Annotated in this window: 22 protein-coding genes; 11 read left to right on the top strand and 11 right to left on the bottom strand. The window is 60.2% G+C overall.

Annotated elements, in window-relative coordinates; all coding sequences use genetic code 11:
• The first annotated feature begins 28 nt into the window (after positions 1-28).
• The 7 genes from ACA074_RS17485 to ACA074_RS17455 all read left to right on the top strand — a co-directional run bounded on the left by ACA074_RS17485 (position 29) and on the right by ACA074_RS17455 (position 6473).
• Entirely contained in the window at positions 29-550 is a 522-nt protein-coding gene (locus ACA074_RS17485; RefSeq protein ID WP_497677481.1) for a Csu type fimbrial protein, read from the top strand.
• 105 nt (positions 551-655) lie between these two features.
• Positions 656-1189, top strand: a complete 534-nt coding sequence (locus ACA074_RS17480) for a Csu type fimbrial protein (RefSeq protein ID WP_489880292.1) — start codon at positions 656-658, stop codon at positions 1187-1189.
• Between the two features lie 20 nt (positions 1190-1209).
• Complete coding sequence (locus ACA074_RS17475) at positions 1210-1746, top strand: Csu type fimbrial protein (RefSeq protein ID WP_305438669.1); 537 nt, start codon at positions 1210-1212, stop codon at positions 1744-1746.
• A gap of 4 nt (positions 1747-1750) precedes the next feature.
• Entirely contained in the window at positions 1751-2251 is a 501-nt protein-coding gene (locus tag ACA074_RS17470; protein ID WP_187680462.1) for a Csu type fimbrial protein, read from the top strand.
• 30 nt (positions 2252-2281) lie between these two features.
• Positions 2282-3070, top strand: a complete 789-nt coding sequence (locus ACA074_RS17465) for a fimbrial biogenesis chaperone (protein WP_497677480.1) — start codon at positions 2282-2284, stop codon at positions 3068-3070.
• 77 nt (positions 3071-3147) lie between these two features.
• On the top strand, positions 3148-5505 hold the full coding sequence (locus ACA074_RS17460; RefSeq protein ID WP_497677479.1) for a fimbria/pilus outer membrane usher protein: 2358 nt from the start codon (positions 3148-3150) through the stop codon (positions 5503-5505).
• On the top strand, positions 5502-6473 hold the full coding sequence (locus ACA074_RS17455) for a Csu type fimbrial protein (RefSeq protein ID WP_497677478.1): 972 nt from the start codon (positions 5502-5504) through the stop codon (positions 6471-6473). The genes ACA074_RS17460 and ACA074_RS17455 overlap by 4 nt, the downstream gene beginning before the upstream one ends.
• Before the next feature lie 11 nt (positions 6474-6484).
• Here the strand turns inward: ACA074_RS17455 and ACA074_RS17450 are convergent, their stop codons facing one another.
• Complete coding sequence (locus ACA074_RS17450; RefSeq protein ID WP_497677477.1) at positions 6485-7240, bottom strand: anti-sigma factor family protein; 756 nt, start codon at positions 7238-7240, stop codon at positions 6485-6487.
• Positions 7237-7743: a sigma-70 family RNA polymerase sigma factor gene (locus ACA074_RS17445; protein ID WP_497677476.1), complete on the bottom strand. Its 507-nt coding sequence runs from the start codon at positions 7741-7743 to the stop codon at positions 7237-7239. Before ACA074_RS17445 ends, ACA074_RS17450 begins: the two co-directional genes overlap by 4 nt.
• A 157-nt stretch (positions 7744-7900) precedes the next feature.
• On the opposite strand from ACA074_RS17445, the gene ACA074_RS17440 reads away from it, so the two are divergent.
• Both ACA074_RS17440 and ACA074_RS17435 read left to right on the top strand, forming a co-directional pair.
• Entirely contained in the window at positions 7901-8995 is a 1095-nt protein-coding gene (locus ACA074_RS17440) for a catalase family peroxidase (protein WP_497677475.1), read from the top strand.
• Entirely contained in the window at positions 8992-9537 is a 546-nt protein-coding gene (locus ACA074_RS17435; protein WP_497677474.1) for a cytochrome b, read from the top strand. The genes ACA074_RS17440 and ACA074_RS17435 overlap by 4 nt, the downstream gene beginning before the upstream one ends.
• Here the strand turns inward: ACA074_RS17435 and ACA074_RS17430 are convergent.
• From ACA074_RS17430 to ACA074_RS17420, 3 genes are all read right to left on the bottom strand, one after another.
• Entirely contained in the window at positions 9534-10733 is a 1200-nt protein-coding gene (locus tag ACA074_RS17430; RefSeq protein WP_401268573.1) for an MFS transporter, read from the bottom strand. The genes ACA074_RS17435 and ACA074_RS17430 overlap by 4 nt on opposite strands.
• A 150-nt stretch (positions 10734-10883) precedes the next feature.
• Entirely contained in the window at positions 10884-12035 is a 1152-nt protein-coding gene (locus ACA074_RS17425) for a M14 family metallopeptidase (RefSeq protein ID WP_497657636.1), read from the bottom strand.
• Positions 12036-12515: 480 nt separating this feature from the next.
• The gene (locus ACA074_RS17420; protein WP_187680452.1) at positions 12516-12854 is read right to left on the bottom strand and encodes a DUF6124 family protein; all 339 of its coding nucleotides are present in this window, start codon (positions 12852-12854) and stop codon (positions 12516-12518) included.
• Between the two features lie 130 nt (positions 12855-12984).
• Here ACA074_RS17420 and ACA074_RS17415 point away from each other — a divergent pair, with 130 nt between their 5' ends.
• On the top strand, positions 12985-13644 hold the full coding sequence (locus tag ACA074_RS17415) for a LexA family protein (protein ID WP_497677473.1): 660 nt from the start codon (positions 12985-12987) through the stop codon (positions 13642-13644).
• A gap of 39 nt (positions 13645-13683) precedes the next feature.
• Here the strand turns inward: ACA074_RS17415 and ACA074_RS17410 are convergent, their stop codons facing one another.
• From ACA074_RS17410 to ACA074_RS17395, 4 genes are read right to left on the bottom strand one after another with little or no spacing between them, the layout of a single operon-like run.
• Positions 13684-15633 carry an acetyl/propionyl/methylcrotonyl-CoA carboxylase subunit alpha gene (locus ACA074_RS17410; protein ID WP_497677472.1) on the bottom strand — a complete coding sequence of 650 codons (1950 nt, stop codon included), beginning with the start codon at positions 15631-15633 and terminating at the stop codon, positions 13684-13686.
• A complete protein-coding gene (locus ACA074_RS17405; protein WP_187680449.1) occupies positions 15633-16448 on the bottom strand; it encodes a gamma-carboxygeranoyl-CoA hydratase in 816 nt (271 codons plus the stop codon). Before ACA074_RS17405 ends, ACA074_RS17410 begins: the two co-directional genes overlap by 1 nt.
• 13 nt (positions 16449-16461) lie before the next feature.
• Entirely contained in the window at positions 16462-18069 is a 1608-nt protein-coding gene (locus ACA074_RS17400) for a carboxyl transferase domain-containing protein (protein WP_187680448.1), read from the bottom strand.
• Between the two features lie 12 nt (positions 18070-18081).
• Positions 18082-19245 carry an isovaleryl-CoA dehydrogenase gene (locus ACA074_RS17395; protein ID WP_497677471.1) on the bottom strand — a complete coding sequence of 388 codons (1164 nt, stop codon included), beginning with the start codon at positions 19243-19245 and terminating at the stop codon, positions 18082-18084.
• Positions 19246-19423: 178 nt separating this feature from the next.
• Between ACA074_RS17395 and ACA074_RS17390 the strand changes: the two genes are divergently transcribed.
• A complete protein-coding gene (locus ACA074_RS17390; protein ID WP_497677470.1) occupies positions 19424-21118 on the top strand; it encodes an AMP-binding protein in 1695 nt (564 codons plus the stop codon).
• 563 nt (positions 21119-21681) lie between these two features.
• Here ACA074_RS17390 and ACA074_RS17385 read toward each other — a convergent pair.
• The gene (locus ACA074_RS17385) at positions 21682-22581 is read right to left on the bottom strand and encodes a hydroxymethylglutaryl-CoA lyase (RefSeq protein ID WP_401268588.1); all 900 of its coding nucleotides are present in this window, start codon (positions 22579-22581) and stop codon (positions 21682-21684) included.
• A gap of 46 nt (positions 22582-22627) precedes the next feature.
• Positions 22628-23029 carry a MerR family transcriptional regulator gene (locus tag ACA074_RS17380; protein ID WP_064117756.1) on the bottom strand — a complete coding sequence of 134 codons (402 nt, stop codon included), beginning with the start codon at positions 23027-23029 and terminating at the stop codon, positions 22628-22630.
• Positions 23030-23081: the final 52 nt, after the last annotated feature.

The following is a 23081-nucleotide window of genomic DNA, read 5'->3' as shown; positions in this document are numbered from 1 at the left end:
CGGGCGATCCCTGACAAGGAATGGGACAGTGAATGCACGTGTGGTCATGGGACTGCTGGGTGCGCTTGTTGCACCCGCATACGCGACGGATCTTCAGGTCGAAGTACGGGTCGATGTGCAGCGCGGCTGCCAGTTGATCGGCCAGCAGCGCGAGGCCGGTATCGAGCAACTGGGTGTGCTCGACTTCGGCAGCACAGCGCGTCTCGACGATCCGGCAGGGCCACTGGCGGCGGCGCTGACCAATCAGCGGCTGCCGCGTCTGGAGTGCAATCCGGACACGCCGTATCAGATGCGCGTCGATGGCGGTTTGCACGGCGGTGTCGGCGAAGTGCGTTACATGGTTGGCGATGCGGGCAGCAAGCCGATTCCTTACCGGTTGTATCAGGACGCCGCGCGGCGCGTGCCGTTGGTGGTGGATGTACCGGTCAGCGGTCGAGTGCCGGACAGCGGCACAGTGGAATTGCCCTTGTACGCGCGGATCGAGCGTTTGGCGCAAGTGCCGCGGGTCAGCCGTTACTCGGATCTGGTCAAGGTGACGGTCACCTGGTGATCGCAGGGTTTTAGTCGGCAATCCACCGGATTCGGGTTGCGCAGGGAAGGCGTTCAATGATGAGCGCGGTGGTTGAGTCATCCTCAGGGAGCAGGGAAGGGCGAAATGGCAGGCAAGCACTGGGTGGTCGTGGCGGCAGGTACGCTCGCATTACTCGCTGACGACGCGCAAGCGGCGGTGAGCGGGCAGATTCATGCGCGGCTGATCCTGATTGCCGGCTGTGAAGTGACCAACACCAGCAATCCCTCCAGCCCGGTCAGCGATTTTGGCAAGCTTGATTTCGGCCTTCAGGGCCCGACCTGGAACGCGCCGATCAACGCTAGCCTCGACAGCGACAGCAGCGGCAAACTCAACGTCGCGTGCAACCCTTCGGTCACCGGTTTCACCGTCACCATCGACGGTGGCGCCCATGGTGACGGCAATACCCGGCGCCTGAGCAACGGCCGCCAGACCATCCCTTATCAGCTGTTTCTCGATGCCTCCGGCAACCAAAGCTACAGCATCGGCCAACAACACAATTTCGCTGTCACCAGCGGTGCACAGATACCCATTCCGGTATTTGGCTCGGTGGTGGCGAATACCCGCGCGGTTCCGGCAGGGGTCTATACCGACACCCTGACGGTGACGCTCGACTGGTAACCCCGTAGAGGACGGACACCATGCGTACGTTTGCATCAAGGATAGGTTTGTCGCTGCTCGGCCTGACGCTGGTTTCCAGTGCCCATGCCGCCACCACTGTCACCGGCCAGATCACCTCCAGCCTGATCCTGATCAGCAGCTGTCAGGTCAACGGCGCTGGCGGCTCCACCGGTCTGAACTTCGGTGCCTTGAACTTCGGCACTGCCAACAGCCTGTTCACCACTGCCACCGGGCAAGTGCTGGGTGGTGGCGGCGGGGCGCTGTCGATTCTCTGTTCCAGCGGCACCACGCCGACGGTGAAGGTTCGTGCCGGCTCCCATGACGGCATGTCCCCGGGCGGCACGCGCGCGCTGTACGACGGTGTCGCTAACTACGTGCCGTACGACTTGTACACCGATGCCGGGCATTCGCAGCTGTTGGCGATTGACGGCACGATCAATCTGGCCGCCAGCACTGGCGTAGCACAAACGGTGAACATCTATGGTCAGGCAGTGGGCAAGGCCGGTTTACCGGCAGGGACCTACACCGACACTGTCGCTGTTGAACTGACGTTCTGATGCCATGCGCCGGCATGGCTGCATCGCGCTGCTCCTGCTTTGTGCGGGCAGTGCGCCGCTGCCGCTGACGGCGGCGACGAGTCAGAGCTTCCAGGTCAGCGCCACGGTCACGGCGGGGTGTCTGGTGGTGGGTGGGGTGTCGAACTATGGAGGGCTGAATTTCGGCTCGCGTTCAGCCCTGGCCACCGGCACGGTGCAGGTCGCGTTGACCGGTGGCGTGCAATTGCAATGCACGCCGGGGGTGACATTGAACATGAGCGTCGATGGCGGCCAGTACAACAGCAGTGGCCGGCACATGCAGGTCAACAGTGGAAGTGCGCGGGTGGCGTATTCGCTGTTTCGCGATGCCGCGTACAGCCAGAGCCTGGGCATCGGCCAGAGCGTAGCGGTGGCCTACAGCGATGCGAACAACATCAGCCTGCCGATTTACGGTCAGGTGCAATTGCCGGGCAATCAGCCTGGGGGGACGTACAGCGACGTGCTGCAGGTGCAGCTGTCGTGGTGAGGCGAAGGTTGTTCGACAGGGAGCGGTTTTATGGGGTCAGTTACATCTCGGCACTTGTTCATTCAGAACGCAATGTTGGCGCTGGCCATGTTCGCAGCAGGCCATACGCAGGCGGCCAGTTCGGTATTGATCTGGCCGATTGATCCGGTGCTTGAGGCCGACCAACAGGCCAGCGCGTTGTGGCTGGAAAACCGTGGCAATGAAACCGCGAATCTGCAGATTCGCGTCTTCGCCTGGAGCCAGAACGGTTTTGCAGAGCAGTACCAGAATCAGCGCGACGTGATTGGCAGTCCGCCGGTGGCGAAGATCGAACCGGGGCAAAAGCAATTGGTGCGCCTGACCCGAACCAAAGACGTACCCCCGGGGCAGGAACTGGCCTACCGCATCATCATCGACGAAATCCCTTCTGCACAACCGGCCTCCGCTGACGGTGGCAAAACGGCGGCGGCCATTCGTTTCCAGATGCGTTACTCGGTCCCGCTGTTTGCCTACGGTGCGGGGCTGTGGAGCAAAGAGGACAGCACGCGCCCACGTGATCCCAAAGGCATCGGCCTGCCGCAATTGAGCTGGCGCACAGTGGCGGTCGACGGCCGGCCTTATGTGGAAGTGCGCAATCAGGGTGCGGTCCATGCGCGGCTGACCGACGTGGCTATCAAACAGGGTGGACAGAGCAAACCTGTGGCTGAAGGCCTGCTGGGTTATGTGCTGCCGGGGGCGGTGATGCGCTGGCCGGCACCGGGTTCGCTGGCCGGTGATTCGGCGTTGCAGGTGCGGGTCAATGGCGCGCCCCAAGTGCAGAGCATCACCCCGGCACGCTGAGGATTCGAGTCCCAATAGCTGGCGTCGGTTAAAGCAGTATCAGGAGGATTGAGTCCATTGACGGACGTAAAGCGCGTATGAGCTCAGGATGGGCTCGCCGTATTCAGCGTCCGTTGTGGCTCATGACCGGCGCTTGTTGCCTGGTGTTCGTTCAACCAACCGGGGCCGGCGAGCTGCCGCCACCGCCCAGCGGCATGGAGGCCGTAAGTGATGCACAGTTGTTTCTGGAACTGGTGGTCAACCAGATGAATACCGGCCGCGTGGTGGCGGTGGAGCAGCGCGGTGGGCGACTGTATCTGCCGGCCACGGCGTTGCGCGAAACCGGTATGAAACTGCCCGATAACCTCGGCGTAGAAGTCGACCTCGACGGTCTGCCGGGGCTGCACAGCGATTACGACAGCGTCGGTCAGCGCTTGCTTCTCGACGTACCGCCGGACTGGCTGCCGGAGCAATTGATCGGCAATCGCCAGGCTTATCCACGAACCCCGGCATTGAGCAGTTTCGGCGCGCTATTCAACTATGACCTGTACCTCAACGACACCGACGATGCCGGCACGTATCTGGCGGCCTGGAATGAAGTGCGGCTGTTCGACAGTTGGGGCACCTTGTCCAATACCGGGCAGTATCGGCGCACCTTGTCCGGTGATTCGCTCAGTACGCTGAACAACGGCTACCTGCGTTATGACACCACGTGGCGTTACTCCGATGATGAGCGAATGCTCACCTACGAAGCCGGCGACGTGATCAGCGGCGCGTTGCCATGGAGCAGTTCGGTTCGGCTGGGCGGCGTGCAGTTCTCCCGGGACTTCGCGGTGCGCCCGGATCTGGTCACCTATCCACTGCCGCAGTTTGCCGGCGAAGCGGCGGTGCCGTCCTCGGTGGATCTGTTTATCAATGGCTACAAATCCAGCAGCGCCGACCTGCAACCTGGGCCGTATACGCTGACCAACATTCCGTTCATCAATGGCGCTGGCGAAGCGGTGGTTGTGACTACGGATGCGCTGGGTCGGCAGGTTTCGACCACAGTGCCGTTCTATGTCACCAGCAGTTTGCTGCAAAAGGGTTTGAGTGATTTTTCCGTGGCCGCCGGTACGTTGCGTCGCGATTACGCCCTGAAGGATTTCAGTTACGGGCCGGGCGTGACCTCTGGCAGCCTGCGTTATGGCGTCAGCGACACTTTCACCCTCGAGAGCCACGCCGAAGCCGCTGATAGCCTGACCCTCGCAGGGCTCGGGGGGAACCTGCGGCTCGGCAATTTCGGCGTGCTCAACAGTGCGATCAGCCAGAGCCGTTTCGAGGGCGACGGTGGCCAGCAGTTGAGCCTGGGTTACCAGTACAGCAACCAGCGCTTCAGTTTTTCTTATCAACGCCTGCAACGGCACGATCAATACGCCGACCTGACCGTGGTCGACAGCCCCTACATCAGCCTCAGCCGCCGCAGCGAACAGGCCACCCTGAGCCTCAATCTCGAGCGCTGGGGCAGCCTCGGTGCCGGGTATTTCGATGTGCGCGCGGCTGACGATTCGCGCACGCGCCTGCTCAATCTGAGCTGGAGCAAACCGCTGTGGCGCAACAGCAGTTTCTACCTGTCTGCCAACCGCGAGATCGGCGACAGCAACTGGGCGGTGCAGGCGCAACTGGTGATTCCGTTTGACTTGCGTGGCAGCCTGGCGATCAGCAGTGAACGCAGCAAGACCGGGCAGACCCAGCAGCGGATCAACTACAGCCGCGCGGTGCCATCCGAGGGCGGGGTGGGCTTCAATCTGGGTTACGCCAAGGGGGACGGCGCCGATTACCGTCAGGCTGACGTGACCTGGCGTCTGCAATCGGTGCAGTTGCAGGCCGGGGTTTATGGTACCTCGGACGCCGAAACCCGTTGGGCCGATGCCAGTGGCTCGCTGGTGTGGATGGATCAGCAGGTGTTCGCCGCCAACCGCATCGACGATGCGTTTGTCGTGGTCAGTACCGATGGTTTTGCCGACATTCCGGTGCGCTATGAAAACCAGCAAGTGGGTCAGACCGACAAGAACGGACATCTGTTAGTACCGTGGAGCAGTGCTTATTACCGTGGCAAATACGAAATCGATCCGCTGAATCTGCCGGCCAACGTGCGTAGTCCGAATGTCGAGCAGCGTATCGCGGTTCGGCGTGGCAGCGGGTACTTGCTGGAATTCCCGCTGGCCCGGGTGATCGCGGCGAGCATTGTGTTAGTCGATGCACAACAGCGTGAATTGCCGCTGGGCGCAGGCGTGTTGCATGAACAGAGCGGCACAAACACGGTGGTCGGGTGGGACGGGCTGGTCTATCTGGAAAATCTTCAGGCGCAGAACTCTTTAAAGGTCACGCTGGCCGATGGCAAAACCTGCAAGGCGCAGTTCAGCGTGGACATGAATCAGAGCCAGGTGCCGCTGATTGGTCCGTTGGTGTGCCAATGATAGGCGTCCGTTTGTGTCTGTGGCTGGCGCTGATGCTGCCGGGGGCGGCGCAAGCCTTGTGTTCAGTTGTCACCACCACGCCGGCGGCCTTCGGTACGCTCAGTTCGATTGCCGTACGCACCACATCGCAACCCAGTTCTACCCTCAATGGTGGTTTGAGCTGTACGGGTTCCCTGTTGACGTTGTTGAGCAGCAGCGACAACTTCTGGGCCACCGTCTCCTCGACCCAAAGTGGCCTGGTCGGGCCGACAGGTGATGTCATCGGTTACACGATCTACGCCAACAACAGCACCAGTTACCCGCTGACGCGGGGCACGGCCTATGACTTCGCCCGCAATGGCATCATTGATGCCTTGGGGCTGCTTAACGGGACGACGCCGAAAACCGTGCCGCTCTATCTGAGAACGACCATCGGCAGCAACGTTGCTGCCGGGGTGTACACCGAGACCCTGAGTATTTTCTGGAACTGGAATTACTGCTCGGGGATTGGCATCGGTGCCATCTGCCTCGGGCGCGATATCAACAATGGAACCACCACGTTGACCGTCAACCTGACCGTGTCCAACGATTGCACGATTACCGCGCCGAACATCGCGTTTGGCAGTGCGCCGGTGGTCAGTGCCTTTACGCCGGTAACCGGGCAGACCATCAATCTGGCTTGCACCAAGGGCAGCGCCTACACCGTGGGCTTGAGCGACGGTCAGAACCCGGTAAGCGTGGGTGGGCGACGGCGGATGATCTCCGGCGGCAACTACCTGGCCTATGACATTTTCAAAAGCGCCGGCACGACGCGTTGGGGCAGTGTCGGCACTGCACGTCGGGCGAGTACCGATGCCGAGGTCAATCCGGGTAACGGCTTGGGTACCGGCAGCCAGATTTTCAATTACAACGCAAAGATCTACACCGACCAGACCACACCGCCGGCGGGGACATATCTGGACAATGTGGTGCTGGATGTCGGTTTCTGAGCACGCGTGTTTCAGAATTGCAGCGATTGCTTGAGCTGTTGCGCCGCTGGCGTATCAACCGGGCTGACCATCGCATAGTTGTACCCGCCACCCGACCAATACTCGGCCTGCAAATCCCCATCACTGCGGCTGCCACGGGGCAAAAAGGTGTTTTTCGGCCCCGGCGGTCGCACATAAAAACTCACCTTGTGCCCACCGCGATCCTCATACATCACCATCGCTGCCGGACCTTCATCGGTGCTGAGCAGGCGACCACTGACCGGTTCAAATCCGGCCGACTTCAGGTCTGGCAAGCGCCCCGCCTGATTGAAATAGCGGTCGAGCCAGCGCTGCATATCGCCGTCGCCATCGACCTTGTAATCGGCCGGCAATATGCCTTGCTGGGCAATCAGTCGATAGGCCTGCAACGCATCGGTCATCGGCAATATGGAGGCGCGCACGAGGGTCATTTCCCGCGCCTGCCAGCCACTGAAACCGCCGACGCTGACCGCGATCAGCAACACTGCAGCGCTGGCCAGATGGCGGCGCGACTGAAGTTTGCGGCGCTGACGAATCATCGACGGATCAAGCGCCGGATTGGCCGGTTGCTGTAGCGCGCCACTTAGCGCCGCACGCAGTTGCTGGGCGTCCTGTTGCCAGCCGCGCACTTGCGCGGCTTCATCCGGGTGGCTGACCAGCCAGGTTTCCAGCACACGCCGGTCGGCGTCGCTGAGCTGGTGGTCGACGTAAGCGTGCAGGTCACGCTCGCTGGGAGGCAGGCTGATCATTTGAGTATCCGCAAAGAAGGGCTGCTGATTTCGCCGTCGCTGAGTTGGCGCAAGGCCTGGCGGGCGCGGGACAGGCGCGACATCACGGTGCCGATCGGGGCGCCAAGGATCTCGGCGACCTCTTTATAGGAAAGGCCTTCAACCGAGACCATCATTAGCAGGGCGCGTTGCTCGGTGGGCAATCGGTCGAAGGCTTGCAGGGTTGATTGGGCAATCACCGTGCGCTCCACCGAAGGCTCGACCTCGTCGCGACCGGTAAAAAACTCAAGCATCCGTGCATAGCGGCGAGAACGGCGATGAGCATCGAGAAACTGTCGATACAGGATCGCAAACAGCCAGGCACGCAGGTCGCCCTCGGCGCGTTTATCGCCCCAACTCGACAGTGCCCGCTCCAGGCTCGCCTGTACCAGATCGTCGGCGCTGCTGCTGTTGCGCGTCAACGACACGGCAAAGCGGCGCAATCTGGGAATGATTTCTCTCAACTGTTCGTCGAATTCGCTCATGAATTTCTGCTAGTCACTACGCTGTGGACTAGGGAGACGTCCGTCGTTGGAGGTTATTCCACGTTCGGAAAAATAAATACCGGGCCGTGGAATAAACCCTGACGGGGTGCGTCTTGCTGATTCTTCCTATTTGTGGCCGATGGCCCTGGAGTTATTCATGGTTGATCGCACTTCACCCACAGGCGGGCCGCAGCGCCCGCCACTGAGTGCCGCGAGCCTGATTTTGCGTCTTGGCGGCATAGCCGTGGTGGTCGCAGCAGTGGCCGGGGCGTTTGCCTACGTGCATGGCAACTTTGACCCACAACGTCTGACGCCCAAGGCGCTGGTCGATGTATTTGAAAAGAACAACGGTGTGCATCCCGGGTTCCGCCGCAATCACGGCAAGGGCGTTTGCGTCATCGGCCATTTCGAGAGCAGCGGCGAGGCGCGAGCGTTCTCGACCGCGCAGGTATTCAACGAGCCACGCACCCCGGTGGTGGGGCGTTTTGCGTTGCCAGCGGGCAATCCTTATGCGCCGGACAGCAGCGTACCGATTCGCAGTCTGGCGCTGCGTTTCACCCAGGCCAACGGCCAGCAGTGGCGCACCGGGATGAACAGCATGCCGGTGTTTCCGGTGGGTACGCCCGAGGCGTTCTATCAACTGCAACAGGCGCAGTCGCCGGATCCGGCCACCGGCAAACCGGACCCGGCCAAGGTGCCGGCATTCTTCGCATCGCACCCGGAAGCCGTGCCGTTTCTCACTTGGGTGAAGACCGCCAAACCATCGGCGAGCTACGCCACTGAAACCTATAACAGCATCAATGCCTTCTATCTGGTGGATGCCAGCGGGAAAAAACAGGCCGTGCGCTGGAGCATGAAGCCTTTGGCTCAGGACGCTGCAGGCGCCACCGCCCCCGAGGGCGGCGACTTTCTGGAGAAAGACCTGGTGCAGCGCATGGCTGCTGCACCACTGCGTTTTCAGTTGAATATCACCCTGGCTAACGCCGATGATCCGGTGAACGACGCCAGCAAAACCTGGCCCGAGGGTCGCAAGGTGTTGAACGCCGGCACGTTGGTGCTGGAGAAAACACAGCCGCAATTGAGCGGCGAGTGCCGTGACATCAACTACGACCCACTGGTTTTACCGGCCGGGATTCAAGGTTCCGACGATCCATTGCTGGCCGCTCGCTCCGCCGGTTACGCCGATTCCTACCTGCGTCGCACCAGCGAAGTCAGCCAATTGCCCGCCGCCAAACAGGAGGCTCGCCCATGAGCACGCAACCGACTCATTTCGCGCTGTTGGCGCGGCTGCTGCACTGGCTGATGGCGGTGATGATCATCGCGATGCTGTTTATTGGTGCCGGTATGGTCACCTCGGTCTCAGAACGGCATGAATGGCTGATCAATCTGCACAAGCCGTTGGGTATTGCGATTCTGGCGCTGGTGATCGTACGTTTGTTGGTGCGTTTCTCGACGCGCCAGCCACCATTGCCGGCGGATCTGCCGGACTGGCAAGTGCTGGCCGCCAAGGCTTCGCACGTCTTGTTGTATGCGTTGATGCTGGTGTTGCCGCTGCTCGGTTGGGCGATGATCAGCGCCTCGGGGGAGCCGGTGATGCTCAGCAGTTCGTTGCAGTTGCCGTCGATTGTGCCGGCCGATGCGCAGGTGTTTGCGTTTCTGCGCAAAGCCCATGGGTATCTGGCGTATCTGTTGTTTCTGACCGTGCTGCTGCACCTGGCGGCGGCGTTGTTCCATGGCTGGGTGCGCCGCGACGAGGTACTCGAAAGTATGTTGCGTGGGCGGGACCGCAGTTAGCCCGTTTGGGTAGCGCATCGTTCAGGTGCGCCGCTTTTCAGGGTCAGCCACCAGTAGCCCAGCGCGACCGCGTTGATGCCTGCACCCAGCAGGCACACGCCAGTCCAACCGGCCCACGCATACATGGCGGTTGATCCGATTGAGCCCAACGCGCTGCCGATCGAATAAAACAGCATGTAACCGGCGGTAAGGCGGCTTTGCGCTTCAGGGCGCACGCTGTAGATCATGCTCTGGCTGGTGACGTGCACGGCTTGCAGGCCTAGATCCAAAGTAATCACTCCAAGCAGCAACGCCCACAGCGAGGATTGGGTGAGGGCGATCGGCAGCCACGAGCCGAGCATCAACAGCAGCGAAAGCCCGCTGACCCATTGGCCCAAGCCTCGGTCGGCCAGGTGTCCGGCGCGCGCGGCGGCCAGTGCGCCTGCTGCACCGGCGAGTCCGAATAATCCGATTTCGCTGTGGGAAAGCGACAGCGGTGGGGCGGCCAGTGGCAGCACCATCGGCGTCCACAACACCATGGCGCTGGCGAAGGTCAGCAGAGCGAGCAGTGCGCGTTGGCGCAGAACCGGCTCTTCCTTGAACAGGCTGAATACCGAGGCGATCAGTGCGCTGTAACGTGTCGCCGGTTGCGGCGCTTCTGCTTTGGGCAGCACGCGAAACAGCAGCAAAGCCATCACCAATGTCAGTCCCGCCGACAACCAATAGATGGCTCGCCATCCGGCCAGATCGGCCATGGCTCCGGCGACCGTGCGCGCCAGCAGGATGCCGACAACGATGCCACTGGTAACGACGCCGACTACGCGACCGCGTTGTGCCGGATCTGTCAGTGTCGCCGCGTAAGCCACCAAGACTTGAGTGACCACCGCGAGCAAACCGGTCAGCGTCATGCCAAGCAATAACCAAAGACTCGTGGGGGCCAGCGCAATAATCAATAACGCCGCCGCTGACAACAGCGTTTGCGTGACGATCAACCGTCGTCGATTCAGCAAATCACCGAGCGGCACGAGCAATACCAGCCCAACGCCGTAACCGATTTGAGTCAGCGTAATGACGATGCCGATGGAGGCCGGCGACATGGCAAACGCCTCGGCCATGGCATCCAGCAGCGGCTGTGCGTAATACACGTTGCCCACGGCCAGGCCGCAGGCGACGGCGAAAAGCAGCACGACACTGCTGTTAAGTGATTGAGATTTCATACCCGGATTCCCTTTTGGGTTTCAAATTAAAACCAGAATCAAGGTATGCACTCTGGTTTTGATTTGCAACCACCTATGTCGAATCCATGGACAGCACAAAGCAAAAGATCGCAGACAAGCTGCGATCTTTTGGTAACGCGGGGAAGGGTATCAGCGCAGGGTATCGACCATGTCGGCGATGGTGGTCAGCACGTCTTTGCCCAACTGTTTCGAGCGTTTGCCCGACCAGCCGGTTTCCGTATTCGGTGCGTCGTCGTGATCCTTGAACGGCATTTCGAGGGTCAGTGACAGACAATCGTACTTCTGGCCGACGCTGTTGCACGCCAGGGTCATGTTGGCTTGGCCCGGTTCGTCACGGGTGTAGCCGTACTTGGTCTGGAACTCTTTGGTGGTGTGTTTCAGGTGGCTGCGGAAATGCTCTTCGAGCTTCTCGATCCGCGGTGTGTATCCCGGATTGCCTTCACAACCGGCGGTGAACACGTGGGGAATGGTTTCGTCACCATGGGCGTCCAGAAACAGATCGACACCGTACTTTTCCATTTGCTGCTGTACGAACAGGACTTCAGGACTGATCTCCTGACTGGCATTCTGCCAGGCACGGTTCAAGTCCTGGCCCATTGCGTTGGTGCGCAGGTGGCCATGGAAGGCGCCGTCCGGGTTCATGTTCGGCACCAGGTAAAGATCGGCGCTGGCGAGTAATTTGTTCAGCACCGGGTCATCGTGTCTTTCCAGACGCTCGATGATGCCTTCCATGAACCATTCGGCCATGTGTTCGCCAGGATGCTGTTGGGCGATGATCCAGACTTTGCGCTGGCCTTCGGCACCGCTGCCTTTGCGCAACAGTTGAATGTCGCGACCTTCGACGCTCTTGCCGGTCGCCAGCAACTCGGTGCCGGCCTTGGTCAGGGCTTGTTCGATCAGCCAGTCGTGACGGCCACGGCTGTAGGGTTCGAAATACGCGAACCAGGCGTGGGTCTGGGTGGCTTCAAGGGAGAAACGCAGGCAGTCGCCTTCGAAAATCGTTGGTACGCGGAACCAGTTGACGTGGTCATAGGACGCTACGGCTTGATAGCCGGGCCAGCCCTTGGCGTAGGTGGACTGGCTGGCGTTGTTCAGGCGAAACCAGTGTTCCTGGCCGACGTGCAGGCCGCTGGCCTTGAAATGGAACCACTGGAAATGCGCGCTGCGGGTGTCTGGGCGGATGGCCAGAACCGGGTTGAGCGGATTGCTGATGTCGATGACTTGGATATTGCCGCTATCGAAGTTGGCGCTGATGTCGAACGAAGATTTGGCCACGGTCATAGTCGATTCCTGAATATGATTTTTATGGCCGTTACTTTACACGCAAGACAGCGGTGAAACCGAGGGGAATTACGGATGTTGGCGGGGGGCGTCCTCCATGACGCGGACGCAGCTTAGAAGCTATGCGATTGATTCTCAAGTGCTAATTGTCATTAGTTTGCCCCAATGTGGCCGGGCTTCGCTTGCCAACCGATATTCTTTTGATATTATCCGCGCCATCGAATTTGCAGTACCTAAAGACTTCATTAGCCTGAAGCCATAAGCCCGAAAAACGGGCAAAAAAAGACCCAGCAAAAAGCCGGGTCAAAAACCGTGATTAGCCTGATGAGGAGATAGTCCAGAAGACCGACCTAAGGTCTCTGGCCCATCGACTGATCTCGCGACCAGCTGCTTGCAATAATAATCATTATCATTTGCAAGTCAAATGTTTTTATCTGCGCGATTGGAAAACTCTTTCCTGTCCGTCCGAATTCCTGTCCCTCAGACGTCATCGCCATCGATCGAATGGTCGACCATCGCCCGCGCCATATCCACCATGTGCACCACCGAAAAGGCCAGATCGCGACTCGCGCCTTGCAGGTTTTCTGCTGCCTTGAAGGCAGTGGCGGCCGCGCAGCGCAACAGATCGGAAGCGTGCACCAGAGCTTCTTCGCCGCTGAGGTGGCGTCTGACATTGAAAAAGCGTTCATCCACCTCAGGTTCTGACACAGCTGGTTTCAAGTAATAATCCAGGGCTCGCTGCGCCGCCGCGTTGCCTTGTGGCGAGGTGAAGGTGGTGTCCATTTGCAGATCGGGCAAGTCTTTGCTGCTGATATTCATGATGAAGAGCCACTCCTTGTTCGATTGGAAATCCGTGCCTTCAGGATAATACGATGTGTAGTTGTGACTAGAATTTAAATACTACAATATGTGTTTTGCCGGCCGAAGGCGTCCGCGTAAGGTGCCGCACATGGATAAATGGATTGAGTTGGTCAAGGCCAAGATGAGTGAACTCAAAATCACTCAAACAGAGCTCGGAGAGCGCGTCGGTATGTCCCAGGGCGGGATTGGCCATTGGCTGAACAAACGCCGGGAACCGGGCATCACTGAAATGAACCGCGTGCTGCAGGCGCTGGGTATGGACTTCCTTGAAGTGGTGCTGGTGATCCGCGAGCCACAGGAAGCGCCTGACGATGACATGCCGCTGGCGCAGAAGTACAACCCTTACTTCCGATACCCGGTCAGCGATTGGCGCGCACCGTGCGAGGTGCGTGAGAGCGGTTCGGCAGTCTATGTGCCGACAACGGATAGACAGCGCTTCGAACTGACGGACTACCACGCCCGAGGTGCTGCGTTCTGGCTGGCGGTGGCGGGGGATTCGATGACCGCACCCAGTGGCCCGAGTATTGCCGAAGGCACGCTGATCCTGGTGGATCCGGAGGTGGAAGCTGTGCCCGGCAAGCTGGTGATTGCCCAGTGGCAGGGCAGCGAAGAAGCGATATTTCGCAAGCTCGACGAAGAGGGCGGCCAGCGTTACCTGGTGCCGCTCAATCCGACCTGGCCGAAGGCCCTGTTCACCGATGAGTGTCGAATCATCGGGGTCGTGGTTCAGGCAACGGCGCGATTCTAGTCAGATCGATCCTCGCCCGGCGTAGGATCGATCCTCCATTCACACCTCTTCCAGTTCGACCAAAGCACTGCCTTCGCCGACCATTTCACCTTCCTGGCAATACAGCGCCTTGATCACTCCTGCATGTGGCGCACGGATGCTGTGCTCCATCTTCATCGCCTCCAGCACCACCAGTTGCGCACCTGCTTCGACCGATTGCCCTGCTTCCACCAGAACTCGCACGATGCTGCCGTTCATTGGCGCAGTCAGCCCCCCTTGATGACTATGGCTGGCCTCGACGGCGCTGATCGGGTCGTACGTTTGGATACGGCGCAACTCGCCTTCCCATTGCAGATACAGCGAATCGCCCTGGCGGATCGCGCGCAAGTTACGACGTACACCGTCGTGCTCGATAACCAGTGCTTCACCACTCAGTTTGGCGTTGCCACCTGCATCCAGTGTCAGCGCCCGATCCTGGCCTTCGCAACTTAAATGCAGGGTGATCTGCTGCGGCAGACCTGCACGCAAACCGTTGTTTGCAGTCCACGGCGAACTCGGATCATCCGCCCGAGCAATACTCGGCAGGCTCTGTGCAAACGCCTGCGCCGCGACGTTCCAGAACGCATCACTCAACTCACCCGGAGCCGGCAACAGTTGCTCCTGATAACGCGGAATAAACCCGGTATCCAGTTCCGCCGCGGCAAACGCCGGATGAGCGATGATCCGCCGCAGGAAATTGATATTGGTCTTCAATCCGCCAATCGCAAACTCATCGAGCATGCTCAGCAAACGCAATCGCGCTTGTTCTCGATCCTCGCCCCAGGCAATCAGCTTGCCAAGCATCGGGTCGTAGAACGGCGAAATCTCATCACCTTCTTCCACTCCACTGTCGACTCGGCGTCCCGGCCCTTCAGCCGATTCACGGTACAACGCCAGGCGCCCGGTCGCGGGCAGGAAGTCATTCGCAGGATCCTCGGCATACAGCCGCACTTCAATCGCGTGGCCGTTGAGCGGGACTTGCTGCTGAGTGATCGGCAATACTTCGCCACGGGCAACGCGAATCTGCCAGGCCACCAGATCCAGGCCAGTAATGGCTTCGGTCACCGGGTGCTCAACCTGCAGTCGCGTGTTCATCTCCATAAAGAAGAATTCGCCACGCGCATCGAGCAAAAATTCCACGGTGCCAGCGCCGACGTAGCCGATTGCTTGCGCCGAACGCACGGCCGCCTCGCCCATCGCACGGCGCAGTTCCACCGTCAGGCCCGGTGCCGGTGCTTCTTCGACGACTTTCTGGTGACGGCGCTGGATCGAGCAATCGCGCTCGTTGAGGTAGAGGCAATTGCCATGCTGATCGGCGAACACCTGGATTTCCACGTGGCGTGGCTTGAGCAGGTATTTCTCCACCAGCATCCGCGAATCGCCGAACGACGACTGTGCTTCACGTTGAGCGGAGGCCAGTGCCTCAGCGAGTTGGCTGACGTCCTCGACGACTTTCATGCCCTTGCCGCCACCGCCCGCTGTGGCCTTGAGCAGGACTGGATAGCCGATGCGTTCGCAGGCAGCGCGGAAGGTCTCGAGATCCTGCGCTTCACCGTGGTAACCCGGCACCAACGGCACGCCGGCGGTTTCCATCAGCGCTTTGGCTGCGGATTTGCTGCCCATCGCGTCGATGGCCGAGGCGGGTGGGCCGAGGAAAATCAGGCCGGCCGCTTCGATGGCGCGGGCGAAACCGGCGTTCTCCGAAAGAAAGCCGTAACCTGGGTGAATCGCCTGTGCGCCGCTGGCCTTGGCCGCCGCGATCAGCTTGTCGATTTGCAGATAACTGTCGGCGGCTTTGCTGTCTCCGAGATCAACCCGAATATCCGCTTCACGGCTGTGCCGCGCTTCGCGGTCGGTGGCGCTGTGTACGGCGACAGTGGTCAGGCCAAGGGCTTTGGCGGTACGCATGACCCGGCAGGCAATTTCGCCACGGTTGGCCACCAGCACGGTGGTGAGAACAGGTGCGCTCATCAACGCGGCTCCTTGGTAGTAGTTGCGGCTAGCCAGTTCGGCGGGCGTTTTTGCAGAAACGCGCGCAAACCTTCCTGGCCTTCGGGGCTGACGCGGATACGGGCGATGGCGTTTTCGGTGTAGCGGCGCAGCGCCGGGGTCAGCGCTCCGTTCCCTACTTCACGCAGCAAGTCTTTGCTCGCGCGCATGGCGGCAGGGCTGTTGAGCAGCAGATTGTCGATCCATTGCTCGACGCGTTGATCAATTTCAACTGCCGGATAGCTCTCGGACAACAAGCCGATTTCCCGCGCCCGTTGACCGCCAAAACGTTCGGCCGTCAGTGCGTAACGACGTGCCGCGCGCTCGCCAATGGCCTGCACCACGAACGGGCTGATCACTGCGGGTGCCAGGCCGATACGCACTTCCGACAGGCAGAACTGCGCGTCATCGGCGCCAATGGCCATGTCGCAGCAACTGATCAATCCCAGCGCGCCGCCGAACGCCGCGCCTTGCACCACGGCCAAGGTCGGTATTTTCAGCTTGGCGAGGTTGTACATCAGCTCCGCCAGCTCGCGGGCGTCGTCGAGGTTGGTGTGGTAATCGAGTTCAGCCGATTGCTGCATCCAGGCGAGGTCGGCGCCGGCGCTGAAGTGTTTGCCACGCCCGCGCACCAGCAGGAAACGCAGGCTGGCATCGCTGGCAACCTTGTCGAGGGCGAGGATCAGTTCGCGGATCATTTCGGCGTTGAAGGCGTTGTTCTTTTCTGCGCGGTTGAGCCACAGGGTGGCGAAACCTCGTGGGTCGCTTTGCAATTCGAGGGTGTTGAAATCGCTCATGAGATTCTCCCGATCACATCCGGAACACGCCGAAGCGGCTCGGTTCGATAGGCGCGTTCAGCGACGCGGACAAGGCCAGGGCCAGCACATCGCGGGTCTGCGCCGGGTCGATGACGCCGTCGTCCCACAGCCGTGCGCTGGAATAGTAGGGGTGACCCTGCTCTTCGTACTGGTCGAGGATCGGTTGCTTGATCTCGGCTTCCTGCTCGGCGCTGAACGCCTGGCCGCTACGCTCAGCCTGCTCGCGCTTGACCTGCACCAGCACGCCGGCGGCCTGTTCAGCGCCCATCACGCCAATCCGCGCGTTCGGCCACATCCACAGAAAACGCGGATCGTAGGCGCGACCGCACATGCCATAGTTACCGGCGCCGAAGCTGCCGCCGATGATCACGGTGAATTTCGGCACCTTGGCGCAAGCCACGGCGGTCACCAGTTTCGCGCCGTGCTTGGCGATGCCGCCGGCCTCGTATTTCTGACCGACCATGAAGCCGGTGATGTTCTGCAAGAACAGCAGCGGGATGCCGCGCTGGCAGGCCAGTTCGATGAAGTGCGCGCCTTTTTGCGCGGCTTCGGCGAAGAGGATGCCGTTGTTTGCCAGAATCGCGATCGGGTAGCCGTGCAGGTGAGCGAACCCGCAGACCAGCGTGGTGCCGAACAGCGCTTTGAATTCATCGAACACCGAGCCGTCGACCAGTCGCGCGATCACTTCGCGCACATCGAACGGTTGCTTGGCGTCGGCCGACACCACGCCGTACAACTCATCGCTGCTGTAGAGCGGAGCAATCGGTGCGCGCTGTTGCACTTCACCGAGTTTGCGCCAGTTGAGGTTGGCGACACTGCGGCGGGCGAGGGCGAGGGCGTGTTCGTCGCTCTCGGCGTAATGGTCAGCGACTCCGGAAATCTTGCAGTGCACGTCGGCGCCGCCCAGATCCTCGGCGCTGACGACTTCACCGGTCGCGGCTTTCACCAGCGGTGGGCCGGCGAGGAAAATCGTTGCCTGATTGCGCACCATGATCGCTTCGTCGGCCATCGCCGGCACATAAGCGCCGCCGGCGGTGCACGAGCCCATGACCACGGCAATCTGCGGAATGCCCATCGCGCTCATGTTGGCCTGATTGAAGAAGATCCGCCCGAAGTGCTCGCGATCCGGGAACACCTCGTCCTGGCGTGGCAGGTTGGCGCCGCCCGAGTCGACCAGATAAATGCATGGCAAACGGTTTTGTTGGGCGATGGTCTGCGCGCGCAGGTGCTTTTTCACGGTCAGCGGATAGTACGAGCCACCTTTCACGGTCGCGTCGTTGGCGACGATCATGCATTCGACGCCTTCGACCCGGCCAATCCCCGCAATCACCCCGGCAGCCGGCACGTCTTCGCCATAAACGGCGTGGGCGGCCAATTGGCTGATTTCCAGAAATGGCGAGCCCGGATCGAGCAAGCGGTTGATGCGCTCACGCGGCAGCAGTTTGCCCCGCGAGGTGTGCCGTTCCTGAGCTTTCGCGCCACCGCCCTGGGCCACTTGGGCGAGCAGGGTGTGCAAGGCGTCGACCTGTTTGAGCATTGCCGCGCTGTTGGCGGCGAACTCCGCTGAACGCGGGTTGAGCTGAGTGTGCAAGGTTGCCATGGCCAGCTCCGTTTAGCGGGTTTCGTTGAACAGTTCGCGACCGATCAGCATGCGACGGATCTCACTGGTGCCGGCGCCGATTTCGTACAGCTTGGCGTCACGCAGCAAGCGACCCGCAGGGAATTCGTTGATGTAACCGTTACCGCCCAGAATCTGGATTGCGTCGAGGGCCATTTGCGTGGCGCGTTCGGCGGTATAGAGGATCACGCCGGCGGCGTCTTTGCGGGTGGTTTCGCCACGTTCGCAAGCCTGGGCCACTGCGTAGAGGTAAGCGCGGCTGGCGTTGAGTTGGGTGTACATGTCGGCGACTTTGCCCTGGATCAGCTGGAATTCGCCGATGCTCTGGCCGAACTGCTTGCGGTCGTGGATGTACGGCACGATCAGGTCCATGCACGACTGCATGATCCCGGTCGGGCCGCCGGACAACACGACGCGTTCGTAGTCGAGGCCGCTCATCAGCACTTTCACGCCTCCGTTGAGCACGCCGAGGATGTTCTCTTCCGGCACTTCGACGTCATCGAAAAACAGCTCGCAGGTGTTGGAGCCGCGCATGCCGAGCTTGTCGAACTTGTTGCTGCGGCTGAAGCCTTTCCAGTCGCGCTCGACAATAAATGCAGTGATGCCGTGGGCGCCTTTTTCCAGATCGGTCTTGGCGTAGATCACATAGGTGTTGGCGTCGGGGCCGTTGGTGATCCAGGTTTTGCTGCCGTTGAGGACGTAGCGGTCGCCACGTTTGTCGGCGCGCAGTTTCATTGAAACCACGTCAGAACCGGCGTTCGGCTCGCTCATGGCCAGCGCGCCGACGTGCTCGCCGCTGATCAGCTTCGGCAGGTATTTGATTTTCTGTTCGTGGTTGCCGTTGCGGTTGATCTGGTTGACGCAGAGGTTGGAATGCGCGCCGTAGGACAACGCCACCGAGGCCGAGCCACGGCTGATTTCTTCCATCGCCACGACGTGCGCCAGATAACCCAAACCCGCGCCGCCGTACTCTTCCGGCACGGTGATGCCGAGCAGGCCCATGTCACCGAACTTGCGCCACATGTCGGCCGGGAACAGGTTGTCGCTGTCGATCTGCGCCGCACGTGGGGCGATCTCTTTAGCGACAAAGGACTGAACCTGATCGCGCAGCATGTCGATGGTTTCACCGAGGGCGAAGTTCAGGGATGGGTAGCTCATGGGTCACCTTTTGGCTTTTTTGTAGGGTAGGGAGGGCGGTCGTGCTGCTCTCACCTTTACGTTAACGTAAGCCTGTGAGGAATGGCTGTCAATCACCCTTTACGTTAACGTCAACTTGAGCGAGAGTAGGGGCAGTTCAAGATTGCTAAACCCACTAATAAAGACAATAGGGGTCGTCATGGATCAACCCAGTGCACACCCGCAGCGCAGCTATACCCGTGGCTCCCAGGACAAAACCTTGCTGGCGATGACCATCGGGCAGAAGTTCGACCAGACCGTTGCGCAATACCCGGATGGCGAGGCGCTAGTGGTGCGGCATCAGCAGTTGCGCTATTCCTGGCGACAGTTGGCCGACGCGGTGGATCTGCATGCCAGAGCCCTGCTCGCATTGGGTTTACAGGCCGGTGACCGGCTCGGTATCTGGGCACCGAATTGCGCGCAGTGGTGTATCACGCAAGTGGCCACCGCGAAGATCGGCGTGATTCTGGTCAACATCAACCCGGCCTACCGCAGCTCCGAACTGGAATACGTGCTCAAGCAATCCGGTTGCCAATGGCTGGTCTGCGCCGGCGCGTTCAAGTCCTCCAGCTATCACGGCATGTTGCAAGGGCTGGTACCGGAACTGGCCGAGCAGTCCATCGGCCAGATGCGCAGCGAACGCCTGCCGGATCTGCGCGGGGTGATAAGTCTCGACACCCAGTCGCCGCCAGGTTTTCTGCCGTGGTCGCAACTGGCCGATCTGGCCGTCAGCATCTCCCCGCAACAATTGCGCGAACGCAGCGACAGCCTGCACTTCGATCAACCAGTGAACATTCAATACACCTCCGGCACCACCGGTTTCCCCAAGGGCGCGACCCTCAGTCATTACAACATTCTCAACAACGGTTACATGGTCGGCGAAAGCATCGGCCTGACGCCGCTTGATCGACTGGTGATTCCGGTGCCGCTGTATCACTGCTTCGGCATGGTCATGGGCAACCTCGGGTGCATCACCCACGGCAGCACGATGATTTATCCCAACGATGCCTTCGATCCGTTGCTGACCCTGCAAACCGTCGCCGAGGAAAAAGCCACCGGGCTCTACGGCGTGCCGACCATGTTCATTGCCATGCTCGATCAGCCGCAGCGTGCCGAATTCGACTTGTCGAGCCTGCGCACCGGGATCATGGCCGGTGCTACCTGCCCGATCGAAGTCATGCGCCGGGTCATCAGCGAGATGCACATGAGCGAAGTGCAGATCGCCTATGGCATGACCGAAACCAGTCCGGTTTCGCTCCAGACCGGGCCGAACGACGAACTGGAGCTGCGCGTGACCACCGTCGGCCGCACCCAGCCGCAACTCGAAAGCAAGATCATCGACGAGGCTGGCAACCTGGTTCCACGCGGCACTATCGGCGAACTCTGCACCCGCGGTTACAGCGTGATGCTCGGCTACTGGAGCAACCCGCAGGCCACCGCCGAGGCCATCGACGAGGCCGGATGGATGCACACCGGCGACTTGGCGAGCATGAATGACGAGGGTTACGTGAACATCGCCGGGCGTAACAAGGACATGATCATCCGTGGTGGCGAGAACATTTATCCGCGTGAGCTGGAAGAGTTTTTCTTCACCCATCCGGCGGTGGCGGACGTGCAGGTGATCGGCATTCCGTGTTCGCGTTACGGTGAGGAGATTGTTGCCTGGATCAAGTTTCACCCCGGCCACAGTGCTTCCGAGCTGGAGCTGCAAACCTGGTGCAAGGAGCGCATCGCACACTTCAAGACGCCGCGACACTTCAAGTTCGTCGAAGAGTTTCCGATGACGGTGACGGGCAAGATCCAGAAATTCAGGATGCGTGAGATCAGTATTGAGGAGTTGAAGGCGCTGCATTGAAGATCTTTTAAAAACACAAAACACAGAAAGCACAAAGGGGAGCCGAGGCTCCCCTTTAATTTTGTCGTCGCGTGCTCTTTTTTATTATTGAGGGTCGGTCTGTTGTTGTTTTTGGTAACCGTGGCCCTTTACCGCTGTTTTTGGCGACCCCCATCCGGGGTCAAGAGCAAACGTATTTTTTTGAGCGCTGATCTGCTTTCTCGTTAAACGATCCAACTGATTCGGGAGCTACCTGAAGGTAGTTTTATTGTTCTCTGCCCGGTTGCGGGTCACTCCTGAGAGCACCCTGAAAAGCACACCTTCTCCAAAAAAATCTGTTAGCTGCGTCTCTGTCGTGTTGTTTTTGTTATGTCAGAGTCGGTACGTCTTATTTTTATTGGTTTGCTGCTTTTTATTCTTGTTATGCCATAGAGATAGCAGAACGCGTGCCAACTTTTAAAAATCCTTATAAATCAATGGTTTGATATTTTTGGTGAGTTTTTCGCTCAGCCGAAACCAGACAATTTGTTTCCGTGTTACTCGCTTGCGACCACACTCCGGACGCAGCGGTAACACCATCTCCCTCACTGCGCGCTACGGGCCTTGGCCACGCGCGAACCGCTTGGGCGACCGAGCACTGCGCTGATCTGCTGACCCGCAGCAATCAAGGCGTCCAGATCGATACCGGTCTCGATGCCGAGGCCATTGAGCAGGTACACCACGTCTTCGGTGGCGACGTTACCGCTCGCGCCTTTGGCGTATGGGCAGCCGCCGAGGCCGGCGATAGAGCTGTCGAACACCGCAATCCCTTCGAGCAGGCTGGCGTAGATGTTGGCCATGGCCTGGCCGTAAGTGTCGTGGAAATGCCCGGCGAGTTTGTCGCGCGGCACTTGTGCCGACACCACCTCGAACAGACGGCGAGTCGCGCCCGCAGTGCCGGTGCCGATGGTGTCGCCAAGCGAAACTTCGTAGCAGCCCATCGCGTACAACTCGCGGGCGACCATGGCGACTTGCTCCGGCGCGACCGTGCCTTCATACGGGCAGCCGAGCACGCAGGAAACGTAACCGCGCACGGTAACGCCATGCTGTTTCGCCGCTTCCATGATCGGCGCAAACCGCGCCAGGCTCTCGCTGATCGAGCAATTGATGTTGCGCTGTGAGAACGCCTCGGAGGCAGCGGCGAACACTGCGACTTCCTTGACCCCGGCGGCAATGGCGTCTTCAAACCCGCGCAGATTCGGTGCCAATGCGCCGTAGGTCACGCCGGGTTTGCGCTGGATCTGCGCGAACACGTCGGCGGAACCGGCCATCTGCGGCACCCACTTCGGCGAGACGAAACTGCCGACTTCTATATAGCCAAGACCGGCGGCGCTCAATGCGTCGACCAATTGCACCTTGTCGGCGACGCTGATGGGTTGCGCTTCGTTCTGCAGGCCATCGCGCGGGCCGACTTCGATCAGGCGTACTTGGGAAGGGAGGGACATGGGCTGAGCCTGCTGATTATCTGAATGCAAGGGGATTTTTGTGGGTTTACTGAACCGCTTGCTGGCTCTTGAGCGTCTGCTCCAGCGCCTGCACGCAGCGCTCTTCGGCGGTGTCGAGTTCCAGCTTCATCTGTTCGATGTCGAGCAACTGCTGCTCCAACTGCTCGCGGCGCTCGCTGATTTTCGCCAGCATGCTGTTGAGCTGTTTGGTGTTACCGCTGGACGGGTCGTAGAGTTCGATCAGTTCGCGGCACTCGGCCAGTGAGAAACCGATGCGCTTGCCCCGCAGGATCAGCTTCAGGCTGACTTTGTCGCGGGGCGAATAGATGCGTTCCTGGCCTCGGCGCTCGGGGCTGAGCAGGCCTTGCTCTTCATAAAAGCGGATCGCCCGGGTGGTGATGTCCAGCTCGCGGGCGAGGTCGGAAATGCTGTAAGTCTGGCTGCTCATGAAAGCGCTCGAAAAAAGGTCTTGGCGCTAAGCTAATGGCAGGTTGACGTTT

This window comes from Pseudomonas sp. LBUM1655 (genome assembly GCF_059716085.1).
This window is presented reverse-complemented; position numbering and strand designations above follow the sequence as displayed.